The sequence below is a fragment of the Paracoccus sp. Z118 genome (assembly GCF_019061185.1).
Classification (GTDB): Bacteria; Pseudomonadota; Alphaproteobacteria; order Rhodobacterales; family Rhodobacteraceae; genus Paracoccus.
Window position 1 is genome coordinate 1 of the sequence record NZ_JAHQZU010000025.1, and the last position, 19,623, is coordinate 19,623.

Annotated in this window: 18 protein-coding genes; 6 read left to right on the forward strand and 12 right to left on the reverse strand. The window is 66.9% G+C overall.

The genetic code is table 11. From position 1 onward, the window contains the following. Positions 1-533: 533 nt before the first annotated feature. The 7 genes from KTN05_RS14615 to KTN05_RS14645 form a co-directional block, all read right to left on the reverse strand. The gene (locus KTN05_RS14615; protein WP_217330135.1) at positions 534-932 is read right to left on the reverse strand and encodes a RidA family protein; all 399 of its coding nucleotides are present in this window, start codon (positions 930-932) and stop codon (positions 534-536) included. A 19-nt stretch (positions 933-951) separates the two neighbouring features. Beyond that, a complete protein-coding gene (locus tag KTN05_RS14620; protein WP_217330136.1) occupies positions 952-1,746 on the reverse strand; it encodes an ABC transporter permease in 795 nt (264 codons plus the stop codon). Next, entirely contained in the window at positions 1,743-2,603 is an 861-nt protein-coding gene (locus tag KTN05_RS14625; protein ID WP_217330137.1) for an ABC transporter permease, read from the reverse strand. Before KTN05_RS14625 ends, KTN05_RS14620 begins: the two co-directional genes overlap by 4 nt. Continuing rightward, entirely contained in the window at positions 2,600-3,658 is a 1,059-nt protein-coding gene (locus KTN05_RS14630; RefSeq protein WP_254368245.1) for an ABC transporter ATP-binding protein, read from the reverse strand. Before KTN05_RS14630 ends, KTN05_RS14625 begins: the two co-directional genes overlap by 4 nt. Before the next feature lie 125 nt (positions 3,659-3,783). Further along, complete coding sequence (locus tag KTN05_RS14635) at positions 3,784-4,806, reverse strand: ABC transporter substrate-binding protein (RefSeq protein ID WP_217330139.1); 1,023 nt, start codon at positions 4,804-4,806, stop codon at positions 3,784-3,786. A 95-nt stretch (positions 4,807-4,901) separates the two neighbouring features. Continuing rightward, entirely contained in the window at positions 4,902-6,596 is a 1,695-nt protein-coding gene (locus KTN05_RS14640) for a thiamine pyrophosphate-binding protein (protein ID WP_217330140.1), read from the reverse strand. A gap of 5 nt (positions 6,597-6,601) precedes the next feature. Next, positions 6,602-8,092: an aldehyde dehydrogenase gene (locus KTN05_RS14645; RefSeq protein WP_254368246.1), complete on the reverse strand. Its 1,491-nt coding sequence runs from the start codon at positions 8,090-8,092 to the stop codon at positions 6,602-6,604. Positions 8,093-8,368: 276 nt separating this feature from the next. Here KTN05_RS14645 and hutC point away from each other — a divergent pair, with 276 nt between their 5' ends. The 6 genes from hutC (at position 8,369) to KTN05_RS14675 (ending at position 13,750) form a co-directional block, all read left to right on the forward strand. Continuing rightward, positions 8,369-9,121 carry a histidine utilization repressor gene (gene hutC / locus KTN05_RS14650; RefSeq protein WP_371823381.1) on the forward strand — a complete coding sequence of 251 codons (753 nt, stop codon included), beginning with the start codon at positions 8,369-8,371 and terminating at the stop codon, positions 9,119-9,121. Between the two features lie 19 nt (positions 9,122-9,140). Further along, positions 9,141-10,472 (forward strand): UbiD family decarboxylase, encoded by a 1,332-nt coding sequence (locus KTN05_RS14655; protein WP_217330142.1) that lies wholly within the window; start codon positions 9,141-9,143, stop codon positions 10,470-10,472. 3 nt (positions 10,473-10,475) lie between these two features. Then, entirely contained in the window at positions 10,476-11,072 is a 597-nt protein-coding gene (locus tag KTN05_RS14660; protein WP_217330143.1) for a UbiX family flavin prenyltransferase, read from the forward strand. Next, on the forward strand, positions 11,069-11,806 hold the full coding sequence (locus tag KTN05_RS14665) for an aspartate/glutamate racemase family protein (protein WP_217330144.1): 738 nt from the start codon (positions 11,069-11,071) through the stop codon (positions 11,804-11,806). The genes KTN05_RS14660 and KTN05_RS14665 overlap by 4 nt, the downstream gene beginning before the upstream one ends. After that, the gene (locus KTN05_RS14670) at positions 11,790-12,905 is read left to right on the forward strand and encodes an FAD-binding oxidoreductase (protein ID WP_217330145.1); all 1,116 of its coding nucleotides are present in this window, start codon (positions 11,790-11,792) and stop codon (positions 12,903-12,905) included. The genes KTN05_RS14665 and KTN05_RS14670 overlap by 17 nt, the downstream gene beginning before the upstream one ends. Before the next feature lie 98 nt (positions 12,906-13,003). Beyond that, a complete protein-coding gene (locus KTN05_RS14675) occupies positions 13,004-13,750 on the forward strand; it encodes a UTRA domain-containing protein (protein ID WP_217330146.1) in 747 nt (248 codons plus the stop codon). A gap of 7 nt (positions 13,751-13,757) precedes the next feature. Here the strand turns inward: KTN05_RS14675 and KTN05_RS14680 are convergent, their stop codons facing one another. From KTN05_RS14680 to hutI, 5 genes are read right to left on the reverse strand one after another with little or no spacing between them, the layout of a single operon-like run. Next, positions 13,758-14,288, reverse strand: a complete 531-nt coding sequence (locus KTN05_RS14680; RefSeq protein WP_217330147.1) for a HutD family protein — start codon at positions 14,286-14,288, stop codon at positions 13,758-13,760. Continuing rightward, positions 14,285-15,979, reverse strand: coding sequence for a urocanate hydratase (gene hutU / locus KTN05_RS14685; protein ID WP_217330148.1), 1,695 nt, complete (start codon positions 15,977-15,979; stop codon positions 14,285-14,287). The genes KTN05_RS14680 and hutU overlap by 4 nt, the downstream gene beginning before the upstream one ends. Before the next feature lie 12 nt (positions 15,980-15,991). Continuing rightward, a complete protein-coding gene (gene hutG / locus KTN05_RS14690) occupies positions 15,992-16,795 on the reverse strand; it encodes an N-formylglutamate deformylase (protein ID WP_217330149.1) in 804 nt (267 codons plus the stop codon). Continuing rightward, the gene (gene hutH / locus KTN05_RS14695) at positions 16,795-18,324 is read right to left on the reverse strand and encodes a histidine ammonia-lyase (RefSeq protein WP_217330150.1); all 1,530 of its coding nucleotides are present in this window, start codon (positions 18,322-18,324) and stop codon (positions 16,795-16,797) included. The genes hutG and hutH overlap by 1 nt, the downstream gene beginning before the upstream one ends. Positions 18,325-18,326: 2 nt before the next feature. Beyond that, a complete protein-coding gene (gene hutI / locus KTN05_RS14700; RefSeq protein ID WP_217330151.1) occupies positions 18,327-19,526 on the reverse strand; it encodes an imidazolonepropionase in 1,200 nt (399 codons plus the stop codon). Between the last annotated feature and the right edge of the window lie 97 nt (positions 19,527-19,623).

Below are 19,623 nucleotides of genomic sequence, written 5' to 3' on the forward strand. Positions count from 1 at the left end.
TCCAATCGTCGGGAAAACGTTCCACTGGAACGTTTTCTGATCCTCCTCATACATGGCGGGCAGACACCCGATCAGGCCTATCTCAGCCAGCCGATCCCGGCAGCGGCGCAACCAAGGCGGAGATCCACTTAGCACGAGCCCCGACGTTGGTCAGACGAAGCGAACCACCTCTGACGACCCGGGTGTCATCAGGTCTCATGACTTATGGGGCTCTCCACAATGAGAAGCACGACTACTTGGTGACGCAGGGGCTCGGCGCGTGGGGCGGATTCGAGGAGGGCAACTGCAATCACCGCAGTGCAGCGGTGACTCGTACGTCATTCCCTGCCACCCGGCGCCTGTGTTTTGCTGACACTGCGTTGACACGTTGCGGAACGCAAAAAGCCTCCCGCGAGGGAGGCTTGTAAGCTTCTGATCTCACAAATTAAATTAGTTGCGAGGACAGGGTTTGAACCCTGTTTTCATATTGCGACGATCTTGCACAACTGTTCCGGGCCTTCCGGAGGATACGGCTTCGCGGCCGTTGCGCTGCCCTACCCCACTGCAGTGGCCTTTCCGTTCCTCGAGGCCGTAATCTCGATTTCCACCCGCGCGCCTTCGGCCGGAATCTGGCAGATCAGGAACGTGCTGATCGGCCGGATATCGGCGAAGACCTCTCCCAGCACCGGCGTCACGGCCTCGGCGGCTTCGCGGTCGGTCACATAGACACGGCTTGCGACCGCGTCTGCCAGGCTGGCCCCCGCCTCGCGCAGGGCCGCATCGATGGAGGCAAGGGCGTTGCGGGCCTGCTCCGCCGGATCTGCCGGAAAGCCGTTGGTCGCCGGATCACGGCCAGTCGTGCCTGACACATAGATGGTGCTTCCGTCCACTACGGCCTTGGCATAGCCGGCGAGCTTTTCCGAAGGGGCGCCGGTGAAGATGCGTTTGATCATGGATGCTCCGTTGGATGTTTCACGAGCGCAGGACGCGGCGCAGCCCGGCAAGCTGGTCGAGAATGACCATGGCGACCACCGACAGCAGGATCAGCGATGCCGCCAGCGCCGCCGCGACCGCGTCGTACTGGAACTTGATGTAGGAGTAGAGCTCGACCGGAAGCGGGGTCCAGCCGGGCGGGGCGAGGAAGACCGAGATCGGAAAGTCGTTCCACGACAGGATGAAGCACAACGCAAAGCTGGAGATCAACCCGGTGCGGATCACCGGAAGCGTGACCGAGAACAGCGTTCGCACACGCCCCGCGCCCACGTTCCGGGCGGCCTCCTCGTATGACGGGTCGAAGTTGTGCAGGCTGGCCGTCAGGATGCGCATCGCATAGGGCATCACATGGACCGTATGGCCGACGAACAGCGGCAGCAGCCCCGCGCCATAGCCGATCCGCACGAACCAGATATACAGCGCAAGGCTGAAGATCGTCGTCGGGATCAGCAGCGGCGACATCAGGATCAGGTTCAGGGCGGCCTTGCCGCGGAAGTCGTGCCGGACCATCGCCATCGCCGCGGGCAGCGCCAGCGCGTTGGCCAGCGTCGCCGAGACGACCCCGAGCACCAGGCTGACCCCCATCCCGCGCAGGAAGGTCTGGGAACTCCACGCGGCCTTGAACCAGTCCAGCGTGAAGCCGCTCGGCGGCAGGATGAACTCGCGCGGGTTCACCGCGACCACCAGCGTCACGAGAATCGGAAAGATCAGGAAGATCATCATCAGCAGCGTGAACAGCCGCAGCGCCACGGCGCCGAAATCTAAACGTGTCATCGCTTGGCCTCGAGACGGTTGAGGATCAGGCGGCCGAAGAGAACGGCCATGCCGACAAGGATCAGCGCGTTCACCGACACCATGATGACCGAGAGCGCCGAGGCGAAGGGCAGGTCGTTGTTCAGCAGCGCCTCGCGATAAATGACCAGGCCGATCATCTGCGTGTTGCTGTCCCCGATCATCAGCGGGACCGCGAAGGCCGCGAAGTTCAGCGAAAAGACGATGACCAGACCGGCGTAAAGGCCCGGCATCGTCAGCGGGAACACGATTTTCCAGAAGGCGGTCCACGGGCTTGCCCCGACATTGCGGGCGGCCTCGACCAGATAGGGGCTGATCCGCTCGATGCTGTCCATGAGCGACAGCACGATATAGGGCATGCCGATATAGACCAGCAGGATCACGACGCCCTTGATGTCCCACATGTAGCGCACCGGCTCGTCATAGACGTTCAGCGCGATCATCAGCGAATTCAGTAGCCCGCCGCCGCGGAAGATGACGATCCAGCCATAGACCAGCGTCACCAGCCCGATCAGCAGCGGGGCCATGATGAGCGCCATCAGGATGTTGCGCTGAACGCCCGTGGTGCGGGCGATGTAAAGCGCCACCGGATAGGCGCAGATCACCGAAACCGCCGTTGACAGGATGGCGATGCGGACCGTGAACCACAGCGTGTTCACCAGATACCACGGATCGCCCAGAAACCGCGTGTAGTTGTCGAGCGTGAAGGTCTCGACGATGAACGAGCCCTGCGCCAGATCGTTGAAGCTCGTGCGCACCACCCAGAGCATCGGCAGCGCGACGAAGATGAATATCGCGAGCAGCCCCGGCGACAGCGAGGGAGTGAGGCGCCGTATCATTCGCCGGCCCGCCGCTCATGGGGGATCACCCGCAGATGCTCGGGCAGCGCGCAGATCCAGACCTGCTCGCCGGGCGCGATGAAGCCGTCGAAGTTATGCACCTCGGAGCGGAGCGTCCCGCCATCGTCGAGCCGCACCGTATAGCGCAGCACCGCGCCGAAATACTCGGACAGCACGACGCGGCCCCGCAGGACGTTCAGCCCGTCGATCGGCGCGGTGGACAGTGTGACCCGTTCGGGGCGGATGAGCGCGCGGACGGCGCTGCCGCGGCTGACGGGCTGCCGGATCACGGCGCGCAGCACCTGCCCCGTTTCCAGCCTGACCCCGACCCAGCCGGGTTCGGTATCGACCACGACCCCTTCAAGGAAATTGGTGATCCCGACGAAATCGGCGACGAAGGTGGTCGCAGGGTTTTCATAAAGCTCATAGGGTGCGGCGATCTGTTCGACCCGTCCCTTGTTCATGATCACGACGCGGTTCGACATCGACAGCGCCTCTTCCTGATCGTGGGTCACGTAGAGCGTGGTCATCTTCATGCGCGCCTGGAGCTCTTTCAGCTCGCGCCGCATGACGACCCGCAGCGCCCGGTCGAGGTTCGACAGCGGCTCATCCATCAGCAGGACCTGCGGCTCCAGCGCCAGCGCGCGGGCCAGCGCGACCCGCTGCTGCTGCCCGCCCGAAAGCTCGCGCGGCAGGCGGGCCGCATAGCCGGAGAGCCCGGTCACGGACAGCGATTCCTCGATCTTGTCCTTGATGAAGCTGCGGGACTTCTTGCGCAGCTTCAGGCCGAAGGCCACGTTCTCGGCGACCGTCATGTGCGGCCACAACGCGTAGTTCTGGAAGACGAAGCCAAGATCGCGCCGTTCGGGCGGAAGATAGGTCACGTCGCGGCCATGAACGCGGATGGCTCCGCCCGAGGGATCGATGAACCCCGCGATCATGCGCAGCGAGGTCGTCTTGCCGCAGCCGCTTGGTCCGAGCAGCGAGACGAACTCACCGGGGGCGACATTGAAGGAGACATCGTCCACGGCCATCACGGCGCCGTAGCGCTTCATGGCTCCCTGAACTTGGATCGCGTCATCGGACATTGGCTATCTTCATCCTGCTTCGGGCGGACATGCCGGGCGAGGTGCCCGGCATGAGAGCGGGCGGCCCCGGTCATGGGGCCGCTCGGTTGCAATCAGCGCGTGGCCTTCTGGCTCAGCTGCTGCTGCCATTCGGCCTTGTTGGCCTGGATCTTCTCCTGATCGGGCAGGTAAAGCCGGCCGAACTCCTCGTTCGACACCAGAAGCTCGCCCATCTCGAAATCCGCGGGAATCTCGGCGTTGTTCACCGACGGCGCGTAGAGGTTGCGGGTGGCGAAGGCGACCTGCACCTCGGGGCTCAGGACGAAGTTCACGAAGTTCGCCGCCATGTCGGGATCGGTTGCATCCTTGTGGATGTTCACCGTCGAGATCAGCGGGAACGTCCCCTCCTCGGGCCGCGTGAAGGCGATGTTGTCCACGCCCTTCGACAGCAGCTCGCGCAGGCGGCCGGTCGCCATCATCCCGAGCCAGGCATCGCCGGTTTCAAACAGCGAGACCATCTGGCTTTCGACATCCAGCGAGCCGACGAGGTTGCCGCTTTTCATCAGCTCGGCCATCCGGTCGATGCCCGGCTCCATGTTGTCGATGCTGCCGCCGTTCTGCTCGGCCTCCATCACCATCAGGCTCAGCGTCGGGATATGGTCGATGCCGTAGATCACCACCGAGTTCTTGTAGTCGGGGTTCCACAGCGCGTCCCAGCTTTCCGGTTCTTCCGGGATGCGGTCAGTGTTGTAGGTCAGCACATAGTCGCCGACATTGGCAAAGACCGTGTGGTCCGAATATTTTGCGTTGTCGTAGAGATTGGCCATGTTCGGGATCTTGGCCGGGTCGAGCGGCGCCCACAGGCCTTCGTTTTCCCCGGCGATCGAGTTCAGCAGGGTGTTGGTCGCGACATCGACCTGCCCCAGCCGCGCCTTGATGAGATGGTCCGGGCTGGCGCCGACGATCCACTGGATCTTGCAGTCGTATTGCTGCTCGAACGCTTCGGCGACCGATTCATAGGTCGCCTGATAGCTGCCGCCCCAGGTGGTCACGCGAAGCGCGCAATCCTGCGCGGCGGCGAGGCCCGCCCAGGACACCGAAAGGGCCAGACCGGCGAGTAGATGCTTGGTCTTCATGGATTTCTCCTGTTGGAGGGGGATGCGGGCAATGGTTGCCCCGTCTTACCTTCCGGCCCATTTCTCGCGTCAGGTCCGGCAGATTCCTTCATCGCTCAGCCCTGCGCGCGCGCCGCACGGCGGGCACGCAGATCGCTCAGCGAATAGCGGGTATGGATCGCCTCCGGGTCGATCACCAATTCGATCAGGGCGGGCTTGCCTGACGCGAGCGCGCGCTCGAAGGCGGGCGCGAATTCCTCGGTCGTCGCCACGCGCTCTCCATGCGCGCCGTAAGCCCGCGCCAGCAGGAGGAAATCGGGATTGACGAGATCGGTCCCGTTCGCCCGCCCTTCAAGCCGGTTTTCCTCATGGATGCGGATGGTGCCGTAAAGCCCGTTGTTGAACAGCAGGATGACGACATTGGCGCCGTATTGAACGGCCGTCGCCAGTTCCTCGCTGCTCATCTGGAAACAGCCGTCGCCAACGAAATCCACCACCACCCGCTCGGGGTGGGCGATCTTCGCCGCGATCGCCGCCGGCAGCGAATAGCCCATGCTGCCGCTGATCGGGCCAAGCTGGGTATGCAGGCGGTAATGCGGGAAGTAGCGCTGGCTCCATGTGGCATAGGCGCCGACGCCATTGGTGACGATCGCGTCCTCGGGCAGCCGCTCGCGCAGCCAGCCCATCACGCCGGGCAGATCGATGTCGCCCGGACAGGGCTGGGGCTCGCGCTCGGCCATCAGCGTCGCGCGCAGCGTCGCGCTCCATTCCGCGTGCTCCGGGACCGGCTCGGCCGCATGGCCCGCCAGCGCACGGGCGGTCGCATCATTGTCGGCGGCCAGCGCCAGATCCACCTGAAACACCCGGTTCAGATCGCCATGGTCGGCCATCACATGAACGACCTTCTGCCTCGGATGCGGGATCGAGAAGAGCGTGAACCCCTCCATGTAGCCGGCGCCGATGGTGTTCACGTCGCTCAGCGCGTCGTTCAGCATCAGGATGAAGTCGGTTTCCTTGATATGGGCCAGCAGCGCCGGGTTCGAACCGATCCCGATCTCGCCCGCATAGCAGTCGAGCCGGTGGTCGATGATGTCGCGGCGGCGGAAGGTGGTGACCACCGGCAGCCCCATGCGGGTGGCGAATTCCTGGATGTCGCCCCTTGCCGCCTCGCTCCAGTCCGAGCCGCCGACGACCACCAGCGGCTTTTTCGCCCCGGCCAGCATGTCGAAGATCTGCGCCATGTCCTCATCGCGCGGCGCACCGGCGCGCGAGGGTTGCGCCGGGCGGACCGAGGGCGCGACGTCGCTTTCCTCCTCCAGCACATCCTCGGGGACGACCAGCACCACCGGACCGCGCCGCCCCGACATCGCCGTCGCCCAGGCGCGCTGGACGAATTCGGGGATCCGCGCCGGATCGTCGATCTGCGCCACCCATTTCGCCATCGGCGCGAACATGGTGCGGAAATCATAGGCCATGAAGGCTTCGCGTTCGAGGATCGAGCGCTTCACCTGCCCCACGATCAGGATCATGGGAGAGCTGTCCTGGAACGCCGTGTGAACACCGTTGACGGCATTGGTCGCACCGGGGCTGCGGGTGACGAAGGCGATGCCGGGCTGGCCGGTCAGCTTGCCATGCGCCTCGGCCATCTGCGCAGCGCCGTTCTCGTGCCGGCAGCTCACGGCGCGGATGCCGGAATGCCGTGTCGCCAGAGCGTCCAGCGCGACCAGAAAGCTTTCGCCGGGAACATGATAGACGATCTGCGCGCCGTTCAGCGCCAGTTCGTCGGCGAGTATGTCTGCACCTCTTCTCATGGCACTCACCCGATCACGAAGGGATTGGCGATCTCTTCCGCGGTCGAAAGCCAGACGGCCTTTGTCTGCAGGAACTCGCGGATGCCCTCGATCCCGTTCTCGCGCCCGATGCCGCTTTTCTTGTAGCCGCCGAAGGGGGTCGTGTAGGACACGTCGCGGTAGGTGTTGACCCAGACGCTGCCGGCCTCGAGCCGTTCGGACATCAGGATGGCGCGGCGCATGTCACCGGTCCAGACACCGGCGGCGAGGCCGAACTCGCTGTCATTCGCGATGGCGATGGCCTCTTCGGGCTCATCGAAGGGGATCGCGGCGAGAACCGGGCCGAACACCTCCTCGCGGGCGATGCGCATGTCGTTGTTCACCCCGGCGAAGATGGTCGGCTCGACGAAGTAGCCGGCGGCGCATTCGGCGATATCGGGGCGCTTGCCACCCAGGACCAGCTCGGCCCCTTCCTGACGGGCGACGTCGATATAGCCCAGCACCTTCTCATACTGCATCGAGTTGGCGATGGGACCGATGCGGGTATCTTCGTGCTTCGGATCGCCGATGCGGGCGGTCTTGGTGAAGGCCGTCAGCTTGTCGAGAAACTGGTCGTGCACCTTGCGATGGATAAGCAGGCGCGAGCCGGCGATGCAGGTCTGCCCCACCGCGCCGAAGATGCCGCCCACGACACCGCGCACGGCGTTGTCCAGATTGGCATCGTCGAACACGATGTTCGGGGACTTGCCGCCCAGTTCCAGGCTGACGCGCTTGATGTCCTTCGCCGCCAGCGAATAGAGATGCGCGCCCGTCCTGGTCGAGCCGGTGAAGCCGACATGTCGGGTCAGCGGATGCGTGACCAGCGGCTCGCCCACTTCCGGGCCGTAGCCGGTGACGACGTTGATCACGCCCGGCGGGAAGCCCGCCTCTTCGACCAGCTCCATCAGCTTGAGCGCGGTGGCCGAGGTGTATTCGGCAGGTTTCATCACCAGCGTGCAGCCGGCCGCCAGCGCCGGCGCCGCCTTGAGCGAGAACAGGAACAGCGGCGCGTTCCACGGCACGATGCCGACGCAGACCCCCAGCGGCTCGTGGCGCGAGAAGCTCAGCGCCGGCTTGTCGCAGGGATGGACGGCACCTTCGATCTTGTCGGCCAGCCCCGCGTAGTAGTGATACCACCGGGGGATATAGCGGATCTGGTGGCGCATCTCGGCCAGCAGGCGGCCATTGTCCCGCACCTCGATCTCGGCCAGCGAATCGGCGTTCTGCTCGATCAGGTCGGCGAATCTCTGGATAATGCGCCCGCGCAGGCTGGGATGCATCCGGCCCCACTCACCATCCTTGAAGGCGCGATGAGCGGCCTGAATGGCACGGTCGGCATCGTCCGCATTGCCCCGCGGAATCAGCGCCCAGGGCTTGGCGGTAAACGGGTCCACCGTCTCGATATACTCTCCCGAAACCGGGGCGACCCATTGGCCGTCGATATACATGGACAGTTTCGGCAGGCTTTCGGTGGACATGCTCACTCCATTCTCGCGGGGGATGGGCATCGCCCCTCCCGCAAACTGTTCGTCGGCTCTCTGCGCCTCTCACCATGAGAAATGATAGACATACCATCTGTCAATAATATACTTGATGGAGAGATGAGATACCTATATCTGCCTAAATCATGGGCAAATCAGAGTCGACACGGGGTAAATCTGCTCAAGCAGGGCTATATTGCGAGAATACTCTTGTAATCTGGCGTTATCACAGGCTCTTGTGACGCTAGTAATGATATCATTATGGATGGCGATGTGAGCACGGATCAACCGCTGTATGAGCAGATCAAGACCGTCATCGACCGCCGGATCGAAGCCGAGGAATGGCCGGCCAATTTCCAGGTCCCCTCGGAAGAAGTGCTCGCCGGAGAGTTCGGGACCTCGCGCCTGACCGTGCGCCGCGCGCTGCGCGAGTTGCAGGCGGACGGTGTGCTGATGCGCATTCAGGGGCGCGGCACCTTCGTCATCGGCCCGCGGATGCAATGCGCGGTCTTCAACCTGCCCGACATTGCCGAGGAAGTCGCGCTGTCCGGCGGCGCCCATAGCTGCCGCGTGTTGCAGCATTCGATCCTGGGTCGGGACAGCCCCGGCCGGAACATGCTCCAGCTTCCGCCGGACGAAGTCGTGTTCCATTCCCGGCTTCTGCATCTTGAGGACGGCACCCCGGTCCAGCTCGAGGATCGCTATGTCAACGCCTCCGAGGCGCCCGGCTATATCGAACAGGACTTCAACCGGATCACCCCGCATAGCTGGCTCTTGCGTGAGACGACGGTCACCACCGTCGATAACGCCATCCGCGCGATCCGCGCCGACGAAGAGGCGCGCAAGCTGCTTCAGATCGACGAGAACCAGCCCTGCCTGCTGCTCGACCGCTCGACCTGGCGCGAGGGAATACCCGTCACCCGCAGCCGCTTCATCTATCCGGGCGACCGCTACCGGCTGCGTTCGACGCACGAGGCGCGCACCAGCCGGATCGTCACCACGCCCAGCGCAAATCTTGGCCGCTAACCGACCACAGGAGCCAGACATGAGAGAATTCGTCCGCAACCTCCAGGAACGTGGCGACCTGCTGATCGTCGATCGCGAGATCGACCCCGCGCATGAGCTGGCGGCCGTGACCCAGCTTGCCCAGAAGAAATGGGCCAAGCCGGTGATGTTCACCAACGTCAAGGGCACCCGCTTTCCGGTGGTCAGCAACATCTACAGCACGCGCGAGCGGCTGGGCGAGGTGATCGGCATCGACCCGAACGACTTCTGCCGCCAGTGGAGCCGGCTGGCCTCGATGGGCGCCTCGGGGATGTCCGAGCCGCTGGTTGCGGCCGGACCGGACGACCTGCCGGAATATGACGAGGTCAAGCTGTCAGACTTGCCGCTCATCACCTATTCGGACCGCGACGGGGCGGCCTATTTCACCTCGGCCATGTTCATCGCCAAGGATCCCGAGACCGGCGTCGGCAACCTGTCCTATCACCGTTCGATGTATATCAGCGATGACGAGCTGCGCTGCCGCTTGGCGCCGCGCCATCACCTGACCATCTACCACGAGAAGGCCGAGAAGATGGGCAAGCCGCTGGAGGCCGCCATGCTGATCGGCCCCCCGGCCCATGCGTTCCTGACCGCGGCCGCCCCCCTGCCCTATGACGTGGACGAGCTTGAGGTCGCAGCCCGCCTGCGCGGCCGCCCGATCGCCATGCGCAAGTGCAACCACATCGATCTCGAGGTGCCAGCCGAGACCGAGGTGGTGATCGAGGGCCGTTTCCTTCCGAACGAACGCCGCCCCGAAGGGCCGTTCGGCGAGTTCATGGGCTACTATGTCCCCGTCGGCCCGAACGCCGTGTTCGAGGTGCTGGGCGTGACGGTGCGCAAGGACGCCATGTTCCACTCGATCCTCTGCGGCTCGCCCGAAGAGGTGCTGACGCTGGAGCTTTCGGTGTCGGCCAACATCTTCCAGCGCCTCAGCGCGGCGCTGCCCGGCATCGTCAACGTCACCTGCCAGCCCTTCGTCAACCACGCCATCGTCCAGATCGAACCGCAGTTCGAAGGTCATGCCCGGCAGGTCATGCTGGCCACCATCGGGGCCGAGCCGATCTGGGCCAAGCAGATCACGGTCGTGGACACGGATGTCGACATCTACGACATGGACGACGTGCAATGGGCGATCCTGACCCGCTGCCGCCCCGACAAGGACATGATGATCATTCCCGAAACCCCCTCGTTCTATCGTGACGAGATGAAGGACCACTGGGGCCGCCTTCTGGTGGACGCCACCAAGCCCTGGGGCCGCGAGGCGGAGTTCGAGCGCAAGCGCCTGCGGCTGGCGGACAAGGTCCGTGCGGAAGACTGGTTTCCGGGGCGCTGAACCATGACGCTCAATCCGCGGCGGCTCGTCATCGGCATCTCCGGCGCTTCGGGCGCGGCCTACGGCATCGCGGCGCTGGCGCTTGCCCGCGCGGCGGGTGTGGAGACGCATCTGGTCGTCTCCCGCTCGGCCCTGCTGACGCTTCAGCAGGAGCTGGGCTTGCAGAAGGCCGATCTGGACGGGCGCGCCGATGTCATCCATCCCGCCGCCGATATCGGCGCCACCATCGCCTCGGGCTCGTTCCGCACCATGGGGATGCTGATCGCGCCCTGCTCGGTCCGCACCATGTCGGAGATTGCGACCGGCGTCACCTCGACTCTGATGAGCCGCGCCGCCGATGTGGTGCTGAAGGAGCGGCGGCGGCTGGTGCTGATGCTGCGCGAGACCCCGCTGCATCTGGGCCATCTGGAAACCATGACCCGGCTGACGCAGATGGGCGGCATCATCATGCCGCCGGTTCCCGCCTTCTACGCCAAGCCGCAGAGCCTCGACGAGGTCGTCACCCATTCCACCGCCCGCGCGCTGGACCTGTTCGACATCGACACAGGCGCGGTGAAACGGTGGAACGGGCTGAAGGACGCGCTGGAGGGTCCGGCATGATCCCGGCCGGGTCGCGCAGCCGCCGCAGCATCCACGGCGTCATGCTGGGGATCATCGTCCTCGACACCGGCTTTCGCCGCTTGCCGGGGGATATCGCCCATGCCGGCACCTGGCCGTTCCCGGTGCAGTTCCGCATCGTGCGTGGGGTAAGGCCGCGCGACGTGATCGAAGGCGATCCGCGCGAATCGCTCGGCGCGTTTCGTGAGGCGATCGACGATCTGGTGGCGCTCGGCTGTTCAGCGATCACCACCAGCTGCGGCTTTCTTGCCGCGGTCCAGGACGAGCTGACGCGGCATTCGCCGGTGCCGTTCCTGTCATCGGCGCTGCTGCAGATTCCCATCGTCGCCCGCATCCTGCCCGCCGAGCGGGTTCCGGGGCTGATCGTCTCAGACCGCGCGGCCCTTGGCGACCGGCATTTCCGCGGCGTCGGGGCCGGCCCGGGTCTGCCGATGGCGGCGCTGTCCGCGGACGGGCCGCTGCTGCGCAACATGCGCGAGCAGGCGCCAATCGTGGACCCTGCGGCGCAGGAAGCCGACGTCATGGCGACGGTCGCGAATCTGCTTGAGCGTCACCCCGAGGTCGGCGCGCTTGTCTTCGAATGTGCCAATCTGCCGCCCTACTCGGCCGCCGTTTCGCGCAGGTTTGGCCTCCCGGTCTTCGATATCGTGACGCTGACAAGCTGGTTGCATCTTTCGCTGCGGCCTCGGGAATGGCCGGATGACCAGCCCCGCTGATCTGATCGTCATCGGCGGCGGGCTGATCGGATCGGCGCTCGCCTGGGGGGCGGCACGCGCCGGGGCCGATGTTCTGCTGCTGGACGAGGGTGACGTCGCCTTCCGCGCCTCGCGCGGGAACTTCGGCCTCGTCTGGCTTCAGGGCAAGGGCCTCGGCAATCCCGACTACATGCACTGGTCGATCCGGGCCGGGCAGCGCTGGCCGGAACTCGCCCGCATCCTTGGCGAGGAGACCGGCATCGACATCGGCTGGCGTGGCGGCGGCGGGCTGCATTTCTGCTGTTCCGAGGCCGAGATGGAGCAGCGGCGCGACCTGATCGCGCGCACCCGAGCCGCAGGCGGGGATATCCGCATCGAGATGCTCGACCGGGACGCCCTGCGCGATCTGGCCCCCGACATCGGCCCCGAAGTGGTCGGCGCCTCGCTTTCGGACCTCGACGGCGAGGCGAACCCGCTCTTTGCGCTCCGCGCGCTGCAACAGGGGTTCAGCGGCCATGGCGGGCGTCTGCTGGTCAACTTCACCGCGACCACGATCCGCCATAACCCGCACCGCGGCTTTGCGGTGCGGGATGCGACAGGGCGCGAAGTCTTCGGCCGCCGTCTGGTCATTGCCGCGGGGCTGGGGGCGAACGATCTCGCCCGTCAGATCGGGCTGGAACCCCGGCTTGCGCCCGAGCGCGGCCAGATCGTCGTCACCGAGCGCGTCGCGCCCTTCCTGCACCACCCAGCCAGCGCCATCCGCCAGACCCGCGAAGGCACGGTGCTTCTGGGCAGCACCCATGAGGATGCCGGCTTTTCGACGGAAACCGAGGTCGCCGCGATTTCCCGGCTCTGCCGGACCGGCACCCGCCTTTTCCCCGCCCTGCGGCATACACGGCTGGTGCGGGCATGGGCCGCCCTGCGGATCATGAGCCCCGACGGCCTGCCGATCTACGACGAAGCCCCCGATTTTCCGGGCGGCTTTCTTGTCACCTGCCACAGTGGCGTCACTCTGGCGAGCCTGCACGCGCTGGAACTCGGCCCCGCGCTGGCCGAAGGAAATCTCGGCCCCGCCCCGCGATCCTTGCGGAGCAATCGCTTCAGCCCGAATCCGGCTTGACCCCCTGCCGTCCGAACCGCCAGGCTCACGGGTCGGCCCGCGTGGACCCCTGCCCCGCAATCGCCTAATCTTCCGCCGTGTCCAGTTCGGAGTTTGCCATGAGCAGGGACGAGGTCGCGCCCCGCGTCACCCATCACGAGCGCATCCTGACCGAACTGCGGGACCGCATCACCAGCGGCGAATGGCAGCCGGGCTTTCAGCTTCCCTTCGAGACGCAACTGGCCGAAAGCCACGGCGTCTCGCGCATGACGATGAACAAGGTGCTCGCGCAGCTGACGCGCGAGGGGTTTCTGGTCCGCCGCCGCAAGCTGGGCACCTTCGTCGCCCGGCCCCGCGCGCAGGCGGCGGTGATGGAGATCGCGGATATCGAGGCCGAAATCGCGGCGCTCGGGCTCGACTGGCGCTTCGACCTGCTGGAACGCAGCCTGCGACTGCCGCTCCGCCACGAGGCGGAGGCGGCGCGGATCGTGGACGCCTCGCGCCCCGTCCTCGCGCTGCGCGGGGTGCACCACGCGGGCGGCCTGCCCTTCTGCCACGAGGTCCGCATCATCAACCCCGAAGCCGCGCCCGGCGCCGCCGAGGTCGATTTCCGCCGCGCCGCGCCCGGCGCATGGCTGCTGCGCGAGATCCCGTGGAGCTCGGCCGAGCACCATATCCGCGCGGTTCCGGCCACGGGCCTCGTCGCGCGGGAGCTGGGACTGGCGACCGGCTTCGCCTGCCTGGAGGTGACGCGGCGGACCGAAGCCTCGGGCCAGTGGGTGACGCTGGCGACCCAGACCTATCCCGGCGATCGGCACCAGCTTGTCGCGCAGTTCGGACCCGGCGGAACGGACGAGAGCGGCTGAGTCGGCGTCAGCCGATCTCCACCGAGATCGCCTGCACCCCTGCCAGCGCCGCCGCCAACTGCGGACCGGCTGCGTCCAGGTTCACCAGATCCAGCCGCGACAGCCCGGCGCGATCTTCGAGCAGCAGCGCCAGCCGGGCGCGGGCGCCGCCGCCTGCCGGGTGCAGCGGCCCCTTGCGGACCCGCGCCGCCAGCGGGCGACGCAGCAGGACGTTGAAATCCAGCAGCGGCGGGCCGCAAAGCCGCGCCGCGCAGGTCGCGTCGCCGGGAAACGCGAGCGGCGGGCTGCGCGCGTCGAGCCGGTGGTCGTGGCCGTCGATGGTCAGGACCATCGGTCCGCCCTCGACCACCGTCAGCACTCGGTCCACGCCCGGAAAGGTCGAGAACGGCCCGTCCGAGGCCACCAGAGCGGTCGATATGCGCCAGTCGAAATCGTCGAACCCGGCGCCCGGCGGAGAAACGGCGATTTCCGCCGTCTTGCCGCCGCCGTTCTTCCAGGGCCGGAGCGTCCGGTCCCGCAGCCGATGGACTCCGTTCACCGCAGGATGCCGGGCAGATGCAGCCCGTGTTCGCGGGCGCAGTCCTGCGCGATCTCGTAGCCCGCATCGGCGTGGCGCATGACGCCGGTGGCGGGATCGTTCCACAGCACCCGCTCCAGCCGCTTGTCGGCCGCCTCGGACCCGTCGCAGACGATCACCACGCCGGAATGCTGCGAGAACCCCATGCCGACCCCGCCCCCGTGATGCAGCGAAACCCAGGTGGCGCCGCCCGCGACGTTCAGCATGGCGTTCAGCAGCGGCCAGTCGGACACCGCGTCCGACCCGTCGGCCATCGCCTCGGTCTCGCGGTTGGGGCTGGCGACCGAGCCGGAATCCAGATGGTCGCGGCCGATCACCACCGGGGCCTTCAGCTCGCCGCTGCGGACCATCTCGTTGAACATCAGCCCGGCGCGGTGGCGATCGCCAAGGCCGATCCAGCAGATCCGCGCGGGCAGCCCCTGAAAGGCGATGCGCTCCGCCGCCATGTCGAGCCAGCGGTGCAGATGCGTGTTGTCCGGGAACAGGCGCTTCATCGCCTCATCGGTCTTGCGGATATCCTCGGGATCGCCCGACAGCGCCGCCCAGCGGAACGGGCCGATGCCGCGGCAGAACAGCGGGCGGATATAGGCCGGCACGAAGCCGGGGAACGCGAAGGCACGCTCGAACCCTTCCTCCAGCGCCATCTGGCGGATGTTGTTGCCGTAATCGACGGTCGGAACGCCGGCGTCGTGAAAGGCGACCATCGCCTCGACCTGAACGCGCATCGAGGCGCGGGCGGCCTTTGCCACGTCGGCCGGGGCGCTTTCCTGACGCGCGCGCCAGTCGCCGACGCTCCAGCCCGTGGGGCAGTAGCCGTGAACCGGATCATGGGCCGAGGTCTGGTCGGTCACGATGTCAGGCCGCCCGTTCGGCAGCGGCTCGCCCGCCTGCATGCGGCGGACGATCTCGGGGAAGATCTCGGCGGCGTTGCCCAGAAGACCCACCGACTTCGCCTCGCCCTTCGCGGTCCAGTCGGCGATCATGGCGAGCGCCTCGTCCAGCGTCCGCGCCTTGGCGTCGAGGTATTTCGTGCGGATGCGGAAGTCGATGCGGGTCTCGTCCACCTCGACCGCGAGGCAGCAGGCGCCGGCAAAGACCGCCGCCAGCGGCTGCGCCCCGCCCATGCCGCCAAGCCCGCCGGTCAGGATCCACTTGCCGGTCAGGTCGCCATCGTAATGCTGGCGCCCGGCCTCGGCGAAGGTCTCGTAGGTGCCCTGAACGATGCCCTGGGTGCCGATATAGATCCACGAGCCGGCCGTCATCTGGCCGTACATCATCAGCCCCTTGCGGTCGAGTTCGTTGAAATGCTCCCACGTTGCCCAGTGCGGCACGAGGTTGGAGTTGGCGATCAGCACGCGCGGCGCGTCCTCATGCGTGCGGAACACGCCGACCGGCTTGCCGGACTGCACGAGCAGCGTCTCATCAGCCTCCAGCTTGCGCAGGCTGTCGCAGATCAGGTCGAAATCCTTCCACGTCCGGGCGGCGCGGCCGATGCCGCCATAGACCACCAGCTCATGCGGGTTTTCGGCCACGTCTGGATGCAGGTTGTTCATCAGCATCCGCAGCGGCGCCTCGGTCAGCCAGGATTTCGCGGTCAGTTCGGTGCCGGTGGCGGGAAGGACGACGCGGGCGTTGTGACGGGGGTTGTTCATGTCGTTGACCTTTCAGGGACGGGCCAGGCGCGGCGCGAGGGCGGCCAGCGCGTTGAGGATCTCGGCAAGGGGTTCCCGCAGCCTTGCGCTGCGGTCGGGGTCGAGCGCGAATGGCGGCTCCTCGCGGGCCAGATGCGATATCTGCGCCAGTTCCATCTGCACCGCATGAACGCCGTTTTCCGGGCGGCCGTAATGGCGCGTCGTCCAGCCGCCCCGGAAGCGGCCGTTCAGCACGGTGCTGTAGCCGGGCGCAGCGGCGCAGATGCGGTGGACCTCGGCCTCGATCCCGGCGGCGCAGGTCGCGCCATTGTCGGTGCCGATGTTGAAGTCCGGCAATCGCCCCTCGAACAGCCACGGGATGACCGACCGGATCGAGTGGCAGTCATAGAGGATCGCGACGCCGTGCAGCGCCCTGATCCGCGCGATCTCGGCCGAAAGCGCCGCGTGATAGGGGCGGTGGACCGCCTCGCGCCAGCGGGCGATGTCATCCGCCTGCGGCCCCGCGCCGTCGCGCCAGATCGGCACGTTGTCGAAGTTGGTCTCGGGGATCAGCCCGGTGGTGGTCTGGCCGGGATAGAGGCTGGCGCCTTCCGGGTCGCGGTTCACGTCGATGACATAGCGCGACTGGGTGGCGGTGACGGTGGTCGCGCCCGGCAGCAGCCCGGCATACAGCGTGTCGATATGCCAGTCGGTGTCGCGCAGCAGCCTGCCTTCATCGTTCAGCCGCTCGGCCACGTCCGCGGGCAGTTCGGTCCCGACATGGGGAAAGGCAAGGATTACGGGGCTGTTCCCCGGCTGGACTCGGACCGGCTCCATCACCCGACCTCCGGCAGAAGCCCTGCCCTGGCCGGATCAAGCGCGCCGGTCGCGATCAGCGCGCCCGCGGCCTCCATGTCGTTGCCCATGAAGCGGTCGGCACCCAGCGCCGGGATACGTTCGCGGATTGCGGCGATGGCGGCCTGAAGGCGGGGTGAGCTTTCCAGCGGGCCGCGCAGGTCGATGCCCTGCGCGGCGATCATCGCCTCGACCCCCACGATCCACCACAGGTTCTGCGTCATCGGCAGCAGCCGCCGCGCCCCGTGGCACGCCATGGAGACGTGATCCTCCTGGTTGGCCGAGGTGGGGGTGCTGTCCACGCTGGCGGGGTGGGCCATCTGCTTGTTCTCGCTCATCAGCGCGGCGGTGGTGACCTCGGCGATCATCATGCCCGAGTTCAGCCCCGGCGCCGGCGTCAGGAAGCCCGGCAGCCCGTAGTTCAGGGCCGGATCGACCAGCAGCGCGATGCGGCGCTGCGCGATGGCGCCGATCTCGGCCACGGCGAGGGCGATCACATCGGCGGCAAAGGCCACCGGCTCGGCATGGAAGTTCCCACCCGAGACGACCGCCCCGTCCGACAGCACCAGCGGGTTGTCGGTGGCCGCATTGGCCTCGATCTCCAGCGTCGCGGCGCTCTGGCGCAGGATATCCAGCGCGGCACCCGCGACCTGCGGCTGGCAGCGGATGCAATAGGGATCTTGCACACGCTCGTCGCCCTCGGCATGGCTGTCGCGGATCTGGCTGCCCGCCAGCAGCTCGCGCAGCGCCCGCGCCACGTCGATCTGGCCGCGATGGCCGCGCAATGTGTGGATTTCCTCGTGGAACGGGGCCGTCGAGCCCATCGCCGCGTCGGTCGAAAGCGCACCCGTGACGATCGAGGCGCGCAGCGCCCGTTCGGCCCGGAACAGCCCGGCGAGCGCCAGCGCGCAGGACACCTGCGTGCCGTTGATGAGCGCCAGCCCCTCTTTCGCGGCCAGCACCACCGGGGAGAGCCCCGCGCGCGCCAGCGCCTCGGCACCGGGCAATCGGTTGCCCTCAACGAACGCCTCGCCCTCGCCGATCATGACCGCCGCCATATGGGCCAGCGGGGCGAGATCGCCCGATGCCCCGACCGAGCCCTTTTCGGGAATGACCGGGATCACCCCGCGGGCCAGCATCGCCTCGATCAGCGCGACCACCTCGGGCCGGGTGCCGGATGCGCCGCGACCCAGCGACATCAGCTTCAGCGTCAGGATCAGCCGGACGACATCGTCAGGCAAAGGCGCCCCGACGCCGCAGCAATGCGACAGGATCAGGTTGCGCTGAAGCGTCGCCACATCGCCCGCGTCGATGCGGATCGAAGCCAGCTTGCCGAAGCCTGTGTTCACGCCATAGACGGCCGCGTCGCCTGCCGCGACTTCGGCGATGCGGGCTGCGGAACGGGCGATGCCTTCGGCGGCGGCCGGATCCAGGCCGGGCGTCAGCCCCTCCCAATAGATTCGCCGCAGCGTGGCGATCGTGACTGCGCCGGGGGTAAGAACTTCGGTCATGGTCAGACTGTTTCTCCCTGGAAGATGCGGGCATGAAGCGGGTTGAACCCGATCCGCGCGACAAGCTGGGCCGGTGTCTCGACGTTCCAGAGCGCGAGATCGGCGGAAAGCCCGGCGGCGATGCGGCCGGTTTCCCCGGCCAGCCCCAGCGCGCGGGCGGCGTTGCAGGTGACGCCGGCAAGGCACTCCGGCACCGTCAGCCGGAACAGCGTCGCCCCCATGTTCATCGCCATGAGGATCGAGGTCAGCGGCGAGGTGCCGGGATTGCAGTCGGTCGCCAGCGCCATCGGCACGCCGGCCTCGCGGAAGGCGGCGACAGGAGGGGCGACCGTTTCGCGCAGCATGTAGAACGCGCCGGGCAGCAGCACCGCAACGGTGCCGGACGCCGCCATCGCGCGGGCATCCGCTGCGGTCGCATGTTCCAGATGATCGGCCGAGACCGCCCCGAAGCGGGCCGCGAAGGCGGTGCCGCCGGAATGGGAAAGCTGTTCGGAGTGGATCTTGACCGGCAGTCCCAGCGCCAGCGCCTTCCGGTAGAGAGGCTCAAGCTCGGCGGTCGAGAAGGCGATGGTCTCGCAGAAGCTGTCAACCGCATCGACCAGCCCCTCGGCATGGGCCTGCTCCAGACCCGCGATGGCGACGTCACGGATATAATCCCCCGGCCGGCCCGCATATTCGGGCGGCAGCGCATGGGCGGCGAGCCAGGTGGTGCGGATACGAACCGGCCGCAACACCTCCAGCCGCCGCGCCGCCCGCAGCATGTTCAACTCGGCCTCGACCGACAGGCCATAGCCGGACTTGATCTCGACGGTGGAAACCCCTTCGGCCAGCAGATGGTCCAGCCGGGGCAGACTCGCCTCGACCAGCGCCTCGATTCCCATCTCGCGGGTGGCGCGCATCGAGGCCTTGATGCCGCCCCCTGCCCGCGCGATCTCCTCATAAGCCGCGCCGTCCAGACGCATCTCGAACTCGCGCGCGCGGTCGCCGCCGAACACCAGATGCGTGTGGCAATCGACGGGCGCGGGCGTCATCAGCCGCCCTTCGCAATCGACGACGCGGGCCCCCTCGCGCGGCAGGTCGGCCCCCACGGCGACGATCCGGCCGCCCTCCGCCAGCACTTCGATCGCGCCGGGTTCCGGGCCACGGTCGATGCCACCGTCGGCGGTGACGACGCGGGCATTTGTCCAGAGCGTTCTGGTCATCTCTCGCTCCCATTGCTGGCCCGGTTCCGGGCGATATCCGCGGACATTCCGCCGAACCGGAATCACGCGGGCTGTCATCATGGCCAAGGTTGCACTT